We start from the raw sequence: 14,617 nt of genomic DNA, 5'->3' as shown, positions 1-14,617 counted from the left end.
ATATTATTTTTTCAAGATATGCAAAATTACCTGATAAAAAATATAATGGTCGTGAATGAAGGTGTTAAGGCCGTGAAGGATGTGTTGATAAAAGACGGTCGCATTGAAAAGATTGATCGTAGCATTCAACCAGATATTTTAGTTACAGAAATTAACGGCGAGGGATTGCATTTATTACCCGGCGCCATTGATGATCAGGTTCACTTTCGCGAACCCGGCCTCACGCACAAAGCTACCATTTATACTGAATCAAAAGCAGCCGTAGCCGGTGGCGTTACTTCCTTTATGGAAATGCCTAATACCATGCCTCCGGTATTTACACAGGAGTTGCTCGAAAACAAGTATACTATTGCCTCAAACAGCGCACTCGCCAATTACTCGTTCTATATGGGTACCTCAAATGAGAATGCTGAGGAAGCCCTGAAAACAAATAAGCGTAAAAATGAAATTGCCGGCATCAAAATCTTTATGGGTTCGTCAACCGGCGGCTTACTTGTTGATAATTATCTAACGCTCGATAAGATCTTTCAGGAAAGCGAAGTGCTTATTGCCACCCACTGTGAGGATGAGAAGATCATCAAAACCAACTTTGAAAGATTAAAGAAAGAAAAAGAGGTGCTGGAACCATCTGACCATCCTGTAATACGTGATGAGAACGGTTGTTTTGAAAGCTCGCTGGCAGCTATACAATTTGCCCAGAAATACAATACCCGGCTCCATATCTTACACATCAGTACCGAAAAAGAACTTGCGCTGTTCTCGAACATGAAGCCCCTGGGTCAAAAGAATATTACAGCCGAAGTATGCGTTCATCACCTGCATTTTACCAGTAACGATTATAGCCGATTGGGCAACCTGGTAAAATGTAACCCGGCTATTAAAGCGCCTAATAACCGTGAGGCCCTTTGGCAGGCCCTGCTCGACGACCGGTTAGATGTTATAGCAACCGACCATGCACCCCATACCCTTGAAGAAAAAGGTGTAACACGCAATGAAGCAGGACAACTTGTGATTCCACCCAACACACCCGGTTCGTACGAGAAATCGCATGCCGGATTACCGCTGGTGCAACATAGCCTTTTGCTGATGCTGCATTATGTAAAAGAAGGACGTATTACGCTGGAAAAAGTAGTTGAAAAAATGAGCCATGCCGTGGCCACCTGTTACCAAATTGCCGACCGTGGGTATATAAGAGAAGGCTATAAAGCCGACCTGGTGATTGTAGATATGAACGCAACTACCACAGCCACAAAAGAAAACATATTGTATAAATGCGGCTGGAGCCCCCTGGAGCAGTTTACCTTCCCCGCGGCCATTACACACACTTTTGTCAATGGTAATTTAGTTTATGGAAACGGACAGTGGAATGAATCTAATAAGGGAGAACGATTATTATTTAATCGGTAACTTACGAAAACAATAGCAGCAATATCCATGGAACTTGACAATACCACGTATAACGACCTGTCTGTATTTCAACATGAGGAAGAATTTTCAATTTTTCACCGGCTTTGCTTTGCCCGTACCTCGCAGGGCCGCGATTGGCTGTTAAAATATTTCAGTAACCCGTTCAGCGACCTTCGGCCTATTCTCGATACCCAGCAGGTACTTAAGTCAATAATTTCTGTTATTGACCAATGGCCCAACGAGATCAGCAACGGGACCCTGATGGTTATTGAAAAGTTTTATGATAGTAATGTAGACGCCATTCCCAATGCCAACGGTGTAAATGCGCTTACCTATAAATTATTCAACCCGGCCGACTTTGCATTGGTTCGCTATTCCATTTCACACTTTAGCGACATTTTAAAAGGCATGCATCAGCTGGTTCAGCTACTCGATACAGATGATGCGCCATTGATGATACGTACTTTTCTTCGCCGGGCAGCCGACCTCATAAATAAACCCACGCTGATAGAACTTAGGCAACATGAGCGGGGCAAACAATTCACCTGGACAGAAACAATATACTTTGGCCGCTATATAAGGAACGAGTTCAGGCAACAGGCCTTTGAACTTATTGCTATTTATGGCCGTATAGACGCCTGGTATTCCATGGCGGTAGCCATGGAAAAAATGAAGCTCGTTTTCCCCGAGTTTATCGATCAACCACAACCATATATAGACGCAAGCAAACTATTTCATATCCTGTTGCCAACACCTACCCCATACGATGTAAAGTTGAGCCATGATAATAATTTCCTGTTCCTTACAGGCGCCAACATGGCCGGCAAAAGCACATTTATAAAAGCGGTGGGCAGCACGGTTTTCCTGGCTCATTTGGGTATGGGGGTACCGGCAGCATCAATGCGGTTAACCCGGTTCGATGGTCTTTTAAGCAACATAAACGTAGTAGATAACATCATAAAAGGAGAAAGCTATTTCTTCAATGAAGTGCAGCGGATAAAAAATACCATTACAAAGATCAATGATGGCCGTAAATGGCTGGTGCTTATTGACGAGCTGTTCAAGGGCACCAATGTACAGGATGCCATGAAATGCTCTTCGGCAGTAATAAAAGGTTTGATAAAAATAAAAAGCTCGCTGTTTATTTTATCAACGCATCTGTATGAAATAGGCGAAGAACTAAAACAATACCCCAATATTACGTTCCGCTTTTTTGAAACAACCGTAAAAGACGATCAGTTAGAATTTAGTTATCAGTTACGGGAAGGTATTAGCAACGACCGGTTAGGATATTTGATATTGAAAAGGGAAAAGGTTGTAGACCTGCTGGAGAAACTGTAAGATATAATATGAAAAAGATACTGCCGCTTTTTATTGCCACCTGTATTGTTTCAACCGTAAATGCCCAGCAACCCGGCGCCAGCATAGATGTTCAACACTATGGGTTTTCAATAGCACTTACCGATACAAGCGACCTGATAAAAGGCAAGGCGGCAATTGATGTGCTGTGTATAAAAGATACTAAAACCATTTCCCTTGATCTTATTTCAAAAAACAATAGCCGTAAGGGAATGACCGTATTACAGGTAGCTGAGAACGGAAAGACTCTTACCTATACCCATATCAACAACCTGCTCAACATACAATTTGAAACGCCTGTTACAGCTGGTGAGCATAAAAACATAGAGATCACTTATGAGGGCGTTCCCGATAACGGACTTATCATCACCAAAAACAAATATGGCCACCGCGTTTTCTTTGCCGACAACTGGCCTAACCGTGCCCGGCACTGGTTACCCTGTGTTGACCACCCAGCCGATAAAGCTGCGCTTGATTTTACGGTTACGGCTCCTGATCATTACCAGGTAATATCAAATGGTATTAAAACCAGCGATACTGTCATAAGCAATCAACTGCGTCGCACACACTATACCGAAACCACGCCCCTTTCAACTAAAATAATGGTAATAGGCGTAGCCAATTTTGCCATTCAGGAGTCGGGCACCGTAAATAACATTCCTGTTTCAAGCTGGGTATACCCCGAAGAAAAAGACAAAGGGTTTTACGATTACGCCCTGGCCGTTGACATACTTCCTTATTTCATAAACAATGTGGGCCCCTATGCCTTTAAAAAACTGGCCAATGTAGAATCAACTACCATGTTTGGGGGTATGGAAAATGCCAGCGCTATCTTTTATTCCGATGAAGCGTCCATTACCGGCGAACGCAAAAGTGAATCACTACTCGCGCATGAAATAGCCCATCAATGGTTTGGCGATATGGCCACCGAAGCCGATTGGAGCCACTTGTGGTTAAGCGAAGGCTTTGCCACTTATATGACCATCCTGTATTTTGAGCATAAATATGGTTATGATACGGCCAGACACATGTTAACAAAGAACCGGCAGCAGGTAGTTGATTTCGCCCGAAAAAAAACACGGCCTGTAGTTGATTCATCGGTTACCAATTATATGGAGTTATTGAATGCGAACTCCTATCAAAAAGGCGGCTGGGTACTACATATGTTACGCCGCCAATTGGGCGATGCCATTTTTTGGAAAGGCATACAAACCTATTACAACCACTATGCAGGTAAAAATGCTGTAACCGGCGATCTCTGTAAGGTAATGGAAGAAGTATCGGGCAAAAACCTGAAAGCATTTTTTACTCAATGGTTGTTTACCACAGGCCACCCCCGGCTTGAAGTAACATGGAAATACAATACAGTTAAAAAAGCAGTAGATATCACTGTTATACAGCAGCAGGATGTATTGTTTCAATTCCCGCTTGAAATACAGGTTGAAAGTTCCTTGTTAAAGAACACATACATCACCAACCGCGAAACACGATTTTCTATTCCCTTTGCAAAGAAACCAGCAACGGTTGTTTTAGACCCACAGGTTAATTTGTTGTTCGAGGGCCACATAGCACCCTAACTACACAATACTTACCGCACATCAAATAATAATTATTCATTATCTTTCCATCCCGCATATGCGCGGAATAACCATAAACTTTATTCATGCTTGTCAAAACGTATGGAAGCGCCGTATATGGAGTGGAAGCCATTACCATAACGGTAGAGGTAAATGTAATGCCGGGCAATATTCATTATTATATTGTAGGCTTGCCCGATAATGCAGTAAAAGAAAGTTTACAACGTGTAGAAAGTGCCATAAAGACCATCGGCTACCAGATGCCCCGCACCAAACTGGTTATTAATTTAGCCCCCGCCGATATTAAGAAAAGCGGCTCCTCTTTCGACCTCGCCATTGCCATTGGCATTCTTGCAGCCAATAATCAATTGACCGATCCGGAGAAATTAAAAAACTATATGATAATGGGTGAGCTTAACCTCGATGGAACTGTTCATCCCATACGAGGGGCATTGCCCATTGCCATTACTGCCCGTAAGGAAGGCTTTAAAGGATTGATAGTTCCCAAACAAAATTGTCGCGAAGCTGGCATGGTAAACTCGCTACCCGTATACGGCGTTGGGAACCTCACTGATCTTATTAACTTTATGAATGATGAGACAAGTATACAACCAATAGTGGTAAATACCCGTGATGAGTTCTTTCAGTCTCAGGAAGAGTTTGAGTTTGATTTCAGCGAAGTAAAAGGGCAGGAAAATATAAAACGGGCACTGGAAATTGCTGCTGCCGGTGGCCACAACGCCATACTCATTGGGCCACCAGGCGCCGGTAAAACCATGCTCGCGAAACGACTGCCAACCATTTTACCCCCGCTCACATTAAAAGAAGCGCTTGAAACAACCAAGATACATTCTGTAGCAGGCAGGCTGCCAGCCAATGCTACCTTAATTTCCCGAAGGCCATTCCGTTCGCCACATCATACAACCAGCGATGTGGCGCTTGTTGGCGGCGGTGGCATACCACAGCCAGGTGAAATTTCGCTGGCCCATAATGGTGTGCTTTTTCTCGATGAATTACCAGAGTTTAAACGTAGCGTGTTGGAGGTTATGCGCCAACCTATGGAAGAACGGCGGGTAACTATAAGCCGGGCCAAAGTAGCCATCGACTTCCCCGCCAGTTTTATGCTGATCTCTTCTATGAATCCCTGCCCCTGCGGCTTCTATAATCATCCTGAAAAAGAATGTACCTGCGCACCGGGCGCTGTTCATAAATACCTCAACAAAATTTCCGGGCCATTGTTAGACCGTATTGACCTGCATGTTGAGGTAACACCAGTACCATTCAACGAATTGAGTTTGCAAAAGAATGCTGAACCATCTGAAGCTATCCGTACAAGGGTTATTAATGCACGTGATATACAAACGCAGCGCTTTAAAGACCATACAGGCATTTATTGCAATGCACAAATGAACAGTAAATTACTAAAGGAAGTATGTGTATTAAATACAGCGGCACAAACCTTATTAAAAACAGCTATGAGCAAACTCAATTTATCGGCAAGGGCTTATGACCGTATTATAAAAGTAAGTCGCACGATAGCCGATCTGGCTACAAATGACACTATTTTGCCGGAGCATGTGGCGGAAGCTATAACCTATAGGAATCTTGATAGAGAAGGTTGGGGAGCGTAAAGGCAAGAACTGTGAGAAGTGGTAAAGAAAAATGGCAAGCAATCGTATGTGAACTATTCGATTAGTTCTGTATCGTTTTATAAGAAGGTGTGTTCCACCCGTCTGCAGGCGTATTCGTTTCGCTTTTCCCTTTAAAGATCCTGGCGAAAACTTCTCCAATGATCTGGGCACCGGTTTTACGCACAATGCGTACATCCAACCAGAAGTTAGCGTTGCGAACATAAAAAGCATCGAACTGGTAACGGTGGAAAATGCTTTCAAAATCTTTGGTAGGACCACGGTAACCTTTGATTTGAGCCAAACCGGTGATACCAGGTTTTACCAGATTTCTGAACTTATAACCATTAACTGCATTGGCGAATTTGTTACAGTCGGCATACATATGTGGGCGTGGGCCTACAATACTCATTTGTCCCATCAACACATTGAAGAACTGAGGAAACTCATCCAAACCGGTAACCCGTAAAAATCTTCCTATACGGGTAATTCGGGGGTCGTTATCGGTTGCCTGGCGTACATCAGCATCTCTATTCATATACATAGTACGGAGCTTATAACACCAAAATACACGACCCAGAAAACCAACGCGCTTTTGCTTAAAAAACACGGGGCCTTTTGAATCAAGTTTGATCAAAACCATTAAAATGGGAAGCAGCCAGGATAATAAGGTTACAATAACTATTAATGACGTCATTATGTCAAAAACCCGTTTTGCAACGAAATATCCTCTCTTACGCTCTAAATAAAGTCTGAGCGACGGTGGGTGCTCAGTAAAAAACTTTATCCTTTTGTATACTAAATTTTCTTGTTGCTCTACCATAGCACAGGTATTTTGGTTCTTCCAGGATTTTGTTAACGAAATTAATGCCTTATTAGTGCCTCTTCTTAGCTTTAACTACACATTTAACATCTAAAACACCTAATTCACCTAAACCCCTAACAATTAAATGTTAAAACAAAAGATTCTAAACTATAAAACCCAAGCATTGACAACGCAAAGCTAAGAAAGGTTGCACCAAAAAAGGTTTAAAATAATTTTGTCTTTTTATTGAAACTGAGCCTTTTCACGATTTTTGGCTAAATCAACACACTTATGCGCTAAAACAGCACAGTTATTGCCCATTTAACACACTTTACTCATACTTATGTCTTTTTTGAAGCAACGATTTAAGGCATTTTAGCAGTCCATTAGTACATAAATGTTTAAAAATGCTTTTACATTTGCGTTATTTATTAAAAAATCACAGTCGTTTGAAGGTTAGATTTCGCATAACCATTAATTAGAGATGAAATCTTATCCCACAAAAATTGATTTTTACCTGTTAATACCCTTTTACAATAACCTACCAGGACTGCTTCAGTCGCTCCAAAGCGTACAATATGATGCAGATAAGTATACAGTAGTAATTGTTGATGATGGTAGCAGAACGCCTATTACCCTTACTGATATTTACAAAGAAATTTCAAACAAGGTTTCCATTGAAATAGTACAATTACCTTGTAATAAAGGAATTACAATAGCCTTAAACGCTGGTTTGCAATGGATAAAAAAGCAAAATGATGCCCGGTTCATTGCCCGTCTCGATTGTGGCGATACCTGTTCGGCCGACCGGTTTTATAAACAGGTTGAATTTTTAGATAAAAATCCCAAGATCAATTTGGTGGGCAGTTGGTGCATATTTAAAGACCACGTTTCTAATATAGCCTACCGATATATTACCCCCACAGCACATAAAAAGATAAAAAGGGGTATGCATTTTCGAAATATTTTCATCCATCCCACTGTAATGTGGAGGTGCGATGCGATGACTAATAATGAGCTGTATCCCGATAATTATCCTGATGCCGAAGACTATGGCTTTTTTTACAGGTTTCTGCAACAGGGTGAAACTGCCATAATTCCAGAATTTCTGGTTACCTGCGAAATAAATCACAAAGGCATTTCGCTGAGTTCCAGAAAAAAGCAGCTAAATAGCCGTATAAAGGTGGTGAATGAATACGGAAGAAATAGGGTTTTACGTTATTTAGGAGTTTTTAAATTAAGATTGTTACTAATCATACCATACAAAATAATTTTTTCGATTAAAAAGTCATTGTACGGTGTATAGCTGTTAAGTAATTAGTGCCATATGACCAATATTAGGGATTTATAACAGATAAGTTCCATAAAGTATTGCAAATTTGCGGTTTACCATTAAATCCATTTTATTATGAAAATTGTACATGTGGCGGAGGCGTTTGCGGGAGGGATTGTAGTTTTGGTAAAATCCTTGGTTGAGAATCTACCTGATGATGAGCACATTATTGTACATGGAGAAAGAGCACATGTAACAAAATTTTCTGATATAAGAAAACAGTTCGCCAGAACCAATGCTCGTTTTGTACGCTGGCATTCAGCCCAACGAAGCATTTCTCTCGGTAAAGACTGGGCTGCATTTTGGGAACTTTACCGTGTTTTAAAAAGGCTGAAAAGGCAACACCAGATAGATGCGGTTCACCTGCATTCATCAAAAAGTGGCTTTATAGGCCGCTTTGTTTGCAAATTACTGAAAATCAATAATGTAATTTATACTCCTAATGGTGCTCCATTCTTAGTGGGCACTAGCAGGTTCTCTAATTTTTTGTATAAACAACTCGAACGCCTTGGCTATGGTTTTGGGGGTCAGGTAGTTACCTGCTCACCTTCAGAACAGGTAGAATATGAAAAAATAGGCATTAGGTCAATAACCATCAATAATGGCATCCCTTTCGACCGCACTAGTGGTTACGATTTGGAACCTGATAACAAAAAGTTTTGCATTGTTACCAGCGGACGCATTATTAACCAAAAGAATCCTGCCCTCTTCAACAGCATTGCGCAATATTTTGAAGAGCTTAAACAATTCCAGTTTGTTTGGATAGGCGACGGCCCGGAAAAAGCTTTATTAACTTCTTCCAATATAAAAGTTACCGGTTGGTTACCTGGCGAGGAAGTAGCCCGCTTGATTTCCTCAGCTAACGTATATTTGTCTACAGCCAACTTTGAGGGCTTACCCTATGCGGTTCTGGAAGCCCTGGCGTTAAAAAAGCCGGTACTTCTCACAGACAGCGTAGGGAACCGTGATCTGGTAAAATCATGTTTGAACGGAGACTTGTTTAAACATCACGCTGAGGCAATAGTTAAATTGTTGCAATACTTTAACAATGCCAGCATGCTCAACATTATGGGAGAATATTCTGCCCTCCACGGTAAAGAATCATTTAATGTAAATCATACCTTTACCCGGTATAAGGATTTATACAAGGGCAATCATATTGAAAATGATAAATATTTGAAGCCAGCCCTGGTAAATGCTTAATTTTAATAGTATACACCATGGAGAAGCAATTGAATGGGATTGTAAGTCCTGATATTATCAAGCAGAACTTGGAATATATCAGAAGCTTTATTGAAGTAGAACTGGCCGAGAAAAAAGAAACCATTAAAGAGCAGGCGGCAGAAATTGAGGCGTTAAAACAACTATTGCAAAAGAAAGATATTGCCATTAGTATGTTTGAGGCAAATACCCGCGAATTTCAGGAAACAGCTGAAGGTAACAGGCAACTGATAAATAAACTATTAGGTGATATTAGCCGGTTGCAGAATGATATTGACTGGTATAAACGGACTTACGAAAAACGGAGCTTCCTGGGCCTTCTTAGAGAAAAGTTTTTTCAAAGAAAGAGGTAATCATACATATCAACTATTTTATATATCAAATAATAGCACTGCTAAAAAACTAAAACTGTTAACCACAAAAGAACCTAATTAAATGGAAAAACTGCTGCCATTCATTCCTGCCCTGGCACATAAAATTCAATAAGCTCGCAATACTAAAAAGCAACTATTGCATTTGGGCATAATACCCATATGCAATAGTTGTAACTTGCTGCCTATTTTAACCGTTACCAAGTTAAACCCAGATATGAGCGTAGGGGCCATTTAAACCTCGATTTTTTAATGAAAACAGATAGAGTAAATAATAATTTAGTCGACTATAATTCATTTTTTTGGACGCCGGAATATGTAGAACCATCTGCTTGGATAGAGCATATACCATTTGCTTTTTGGCTTATTGAAGCATTACAACCAAAATCTTTTGTAGAACTTGGAGTGCATACCGGCACTTCTTATTTTGCTTTTTGCCAGGCCATAAAAACAATGAACATCAATACCGTTTGTTATGGCGTTGACACATGGAAAGGTGATGAGCATGCAGGCTATTATAACGAAGAGATGTTCGAAAAAGTGGACACGTATAATGCCCAGTATTATGCAGGTTTTTCAACGTTGATCAGGTCAACCTTTGACGAGGCTAGAGAATACTTTACAGACGGATATATTGATCTGCTACACATAGACGGGCTACACTTTTATGAAGCAGTAAAACACGATTTTGAAGCATGGCTACCCAGACTTTCCAAAAATGCTATTGTAATTTTTCACGATATCAATGTACGGGAAAGAAAATTTGGCGTATTTAAGTTATGGGAGGAATTAAAACAACAATACAGGAGTTTCCAGTTTGAATTTGGTTATGGGCTGGGCGTTCTTGCTATTGGAGAAGTGGCCCAGGATGAATTAAATAACCTATTTAATAGCAATAACACCGGATCATATTATACATTTTTTAAGAACCTGCTTTTTGAAAGGGCGAGTACGATCAAAGACAAATTAATTAACTCATCATTAATAGCCGGGGAAAAAAACGAATTAGAGGCACTGAATGCAAAGTATTCGCAGGTAACAGAAAATTATAATGCACTTGTAGCAAGTAACAACAAACTGAAAGAAAACTATAAAACCCTTGAATTAAAAAATAAGGAGTTAAGCGAAAAATGCAAGTATCTTTCTATAAAAAATGAAGCTGTTGAATCAAAATACAAGGCTAATCTGGATAAACTTCAAGTCACACTTAAAGAACTAAATAGCCAACAGCAGATTATTCAGTGGTATAAATCCACTTATGAAGATAGAAGCATTTTAGGTACACTAAAAGAAAAGCTTCGGTCTGCATTTAAAAAGAAATCTTCAAACCCGAGTAGGTTAGACATAAGGCAACCAATTGTTTTGCCTAATAATACTTTAAACAACAAAACTAAAAAGAACAGGTATCATCTAATACCAGGAAATGAACTTGTATTCTACTCTGATACCTGGGAGTTTTTGACAGAAGGCGCTGACCCCTTCTTTATTGTTCACTTGAAAAACAAAGGATTAAAAGCAGGTTGGTACTGGCTTTCTATTGAAATCATAGAAATAAAAAATAATATATCATCACCAAAGCTATATTACAATTGTGGACGTGGATTCAATGAGGAGGATGTATGGAGTTTGCCTGAGATTAAGAATAGTAAAATAGAAAGCCTGGTATATTTTCCATCTGATGTTACCGACCTACGATTCGACCCAACCACAACCAGATGTACTTTTTCAATTAGAGAGTTTCACTTAAGGCGATTAGGCAAAACCAAAGCACTCCTGATTGCAGTTTCGGATTATAAAAAAAATCGCTTTCCGCACAGCAGCTATTTATCGTTTTTCGGCAAGGTGATGGCGGATTCTTTGCAATCAAAAAAATTTGATTTTCGCCAAAAACTTAGCGACTATATTTATAACAAAGACAACTCAATTGATCCAGATGCCTACAAAAAGTGGTGTGCCTTATACGATACTATTTCGGAGAACGATGTTGAAATTATAAAAGCACTGGCAAACGATCTTGGTTACAAACCGCTTATTTCGATTATAATGCCCGTTTACAATGCCCCGATACCTTTTTTAAAAAAAGCCATAGAATCAGTAAAAAACCAGGCTTATCAAAACTGGGAACTATGTATTGCTGATGACAAATCAACCGACCCGGCGGTAAAACGCTTACTAAGCAAATACCAGGCAAAAGATCAACGGATAAAAGTGATTTACAGAGAAACGAATGGGCATATCAGTAATGCATCGAACAGTGCATTGGAATTGGCTACCGGAGAGTATATCGCTTTGCTTGACCAGGATGATGAATTACGACCTCATAGCTTATATATGGTTGCCAGGGCCATCAATGAAAACAAAAATCTAAAACTGATTTATAGTGATGAGGATAAAATAGATGAAAACGGCAACAGGCATGATCCGTACTTCAAACCCGACTGGAACATAGATTATGAGTATTCCTTCCATTACACAAACCACCTCTCAGTATACCGAAAAACGGTATTAGATGAAATTGGAGGATTCCAAAAGAAATATGATGGCAGCCAGGACTATGATCTTGCTTTGCGGGTAACTGAAAAGATCAATGAAAAAGATATTCATCACATCCCGCATGTTTTATATCATTGGCGGGCAATACCGGGATCTATGGCAATGGATGCAGGATCTAAAAATTTTGCATTCACAGCAGGCCTCAATGCGTTGAATGATCACCTGAAGCGTACAAATCAACATGCGGTTGCCATGAGGAATGTATTAACAACGCATCGCGTGTTTAGAATGATTGAAGGTGATTTACCAAAGGTTGCTATTATAATTCCTACAAAAGACAAATTAGATATCCTTACAGTCTGTATCACCTCAATAATTACAAAGACCAAGTATAGTAATTATGAAATTATAGTGGTTGATAACAATAGTGAGGAACGACGAACAAAAGAATTTTTTGAAGAAAACAAAGATGTGTTTACCGTATTACGATACGAGAAAGAATTTAACTTTTCGGCTATTAATAATTATGCAGTTGAGCAGGTTGATGCAGAATATATTTGCTTCCTTAACAATGATACAGAGGTACTAAACAGCGACTGGCTGTATGAAATGGTAGCCCATGCGCAACGAAAGGATGTTGGCGCAGTTGGAGCCAAGCTTTATTACCCTAATGATTTAATACAGCATGCCGGCGTTACCCTGCACGACCAAATACCTGGGCGCCATGTATTTGGACTGCAGCATAAAGCCACCACCGGTTATAATTTCAGGCTGGTAGCTACCCAAAGTTACCTGGCGGTAACCGGGGCCTGCCTGGTGGTAAAAAAAGAAAAGTTCCTCGAAGCCGGAAAATTCGATGAAGTATATCTGAAAGTAGCCTATAACGACGTTGATCTGTGTTTGAAGTTATATGAACTTGGATATAAAAATATCTGGACACCTTTTGCCGAATTAAGACATTACGAATCACTTTCAAGAGGAAGTGATCAGGAAGGTGAGAACTTCAAAAGATATACGAAAGAAAAGGACCATATGATCAAAAAGTGGCCAAAATATCTGCTTCATGATCCTTACTTCAATCATAACCTATCACACCATACCGTGCATATAAGTTATAATGGAGAAGTGGCAAACAGTCTTCCCTGGAAAAAATTAAACCCCGCTAAAAATGCATAGAATTTTATTTATTAGTCATAACGCGACCCTTACCGGCGCACCAATGGTATTATTGAATTTGCTTAAATGGCTAAAGCAAAATACCGATACTGAAACTATTCTATTAGTAAATGAGGCGGGGTATGACGGCGGAGCGCTTTTGGGTAAATTTTCCGAGGTAGCAGAAACGTACGTTGTTGAAAGAATGACGGACCATGAATTATATAATTTTATAGCCAATAAGAAAATTGACCTGATATTTTCCAATACTATAGTAAATATTCATTTACTAAATAAGCTATTTAACGTATTGCAGGTCCCACATGTATGTTTTGTACACGAATTGGAAACTGTGATAAAAGAATGTAAAGGTCTAAAAGAAAACATGGAGTGGATCGATGAAAATACCGACATGTTCTTGGCCTGCTCTAAAGCTGTTAAAGAAAATCTGGTTGTCAATAACGGAATTGAGGCTGAAAAAATTAATGTTATCCAGGAGTTCATAGAAATAAAAAAACATGATCCGCAAGTTATCAATTCCCAAACCGCACAAATAAGAAGTAAACTCAACATTCCCAATGATACATTAGTGCTGGGTGTGGTTGGTGCAACACAATACCGCAAAGGATTCGATCTTCTTGTACCCATTGCCAACTCATTAAAAAGTAAAAACCTTTCCTTTAAGATCCTTGTAGTTGGTGCAGATGCTACAACTGATGCTGTTATGTATGACAGAGTAAGCACCGATATTAAAAAAGCAGGCCTGAAGGAACATGTTTATTTAATACCTCCGGACCTGGATATTGATAAATATTATAATCTTTTCGACATATTTCTAATGCTTTCACGGGAAGATCCTTTCCCTCTGGTAAATCTGCATGCTGCGTCTTTTGGAAGCCCCATCATTTGTTTCAATAAATCGGGAGGGTCTCCTGATTTTGTTGAAAATGATTGTGGCTTTGTTGTAGATTATCTGAACATTGAACAATTGGCTGAGAAGGTTTGCCTGCTGGCATCGGACCCGCAATTAAGAAAACAACTTGGGCAAACAGCAAAAACAAAAGTAGAAAGCAGGAATGATATGCAAGTACTGAGCCCTGTTGTTAATAAGTTACTTATTGAAACAATTCAAAAAAGTATCGCTATTGACTTCAACGAAAGAAAGCTGGAATTCAAGAATGAGATCGCCGATAAAGGTGGAAAATCACTAAAAAACTATCTGAAGAAAATAATTAAATCCATTTAAGGTTTTATATAATAACTCAAAC

At 39.7% G+C, this 14,617-nt stretch carries 10 protein-coding genes; 9 read left to right on the top strand and 1 reads right to left on the bottom strand.

Going from position 1 to position 14,617, the window contains the following annotated elements:
- Positions 1-18 precede the first annotated feature (18 nt).
- From GGD38_RS25785 to GGD38_RS25770, 4 genes are all read left to right on the top strand, one after another.
- Positions 19-1,407 (top strand): dihydroorotase, encoded by a 1,389-nt coding sequence (locus GGD38_RS25785; RefSeq protein ID WP_375296718.1) that lies wholly within the window; start codon positions 19-21, stop codon positions 1,405-1,407.
- A 27-nt stretch (positions 1,408-1,434) separates the two neighbouring features.
- Entirely contained in the window at positions 1,435-2,748 is a 1,314-nt protein-coding gene (locus GGD38_RS25780) for a DNA mismatch repair protein MutS (protein WP_375296719.1), read from the top strand.
- An 8-nt stretch (positions 2,749-2,756) separates the two neighbouring features.
- Positions 2,757-4,343, top strand: coding sequence for a M1 family metallopeptidase (locus tag GGD38_RS25775; protein ID WP_375296720.1), 1,587 nt, complete (start codon positions 2,757-2,759; stop codon positions 4,341-4,343).
- Positions 4,344-4,429: 86 nt separating this feature from the next.
- Positions 4,430-5,974: a YifB family Mg chelatase-like AAA ATPase gene (locus tag GGD38_RS25770; protein WP_375296721.1), complete on the top strand. Its 1,545-nt coding sequence runs from the start codon at positions 4,430-4,432 to the stop codon at positions 5,972-5,974.
- A 61-nt stretch (positions 5,975-6,035) separates the two neighbouring features.
- Here GGD38_RS25770 and GGD38_RS25765 read toward each other — a convergent pair whose 3' ends face one another.
- A complete protein-coding gene (locus GGD38_RS25765; protein WP_375296722.1) occupies positions 6,036-6,794 on the bottom strand; it encodes a sugar transferase in 759 nt (252 codons plus the stop codon).
- Between the two features lie 466 nt (positions 6,795-7,260).
- Between GGD38_RS25765 and GGD38_RS25760 the strand changes: the two genes are divergently transcribed.
- From GGD38_RS25760 to GGD38_RS25740, 5 genes are all read left to right on the top strand, one after another.
- Positions 7,261-8,082, top strand: coding sequence for a glycosyltransferase (locus GGD38_RS25760; protein ID WP_375296723.1), 822 nt, complete (start codon positions 7,261-7,263; stop codon positions 8,080-8,082).
- A 102-nt stretch (positions 8,083-8,184) separates the two neighbouring features.
- Positions 8,185-9,312, top strand: coding sequence for a glycosyltransferase (locus GGD38_RS25755; RefSeq protein ID WP_375296724.1), 1,128 nt, complete (start codon positions 8,185-8,187; stop codon positions 9,310-9,312).
- Between the two features lie 17 nt (positions 9,313-9,329).
- Positions 9,330-9,683, top strand: coding sequence for a hypothetical protein (locus tag GGD38_RS25750; RefSeq protein ID WP_375296725.1), 354 nt, complete (start codon positions 9,330-9,332; stop codon positions 9,681-9,683).
- A 270-nt stretch (positions 9,684-9,953) separates the two neighbouring features.
- A complete protein-coding gene (locus tag GGD38_RS25745) occupies positions 9,954-13,370 on the top strand; it encodes a glycosyltransferase (protein ID WP_375296726.1) in 3,417 nt (1,138 codons plus the stop codon).
- A complete protein-coding gene (locus GGD38_RS25740; RefSeq protein WP_375296727.1) occupies positions 13,363-14,595 on the top strand; it encodes a glycosyltransferase family 4 protein in 1,233 nt (410 codons plus the stop codon). The genes GGD38_RS25745 and GGD38_RS25740 overlap by 8 nt, the downstream gene beginning before the upstream one ends.
- Positions 14,596-14,617 lie beyond the last annotated feature (22 nt).

The organism is Niastella sp. OAS944 (assembly GCA_024809215.1).
GTDB lineage: Bacteria > Bacteroidota > Bacteroidia > Chitinophagales > Chitinophagaceae > Niastella.
The sequence above is the reverse complement of the archived record's forward strand: the minus strand, read 5'-3'. Positions and strand labels throughout refer to the sequence as shown.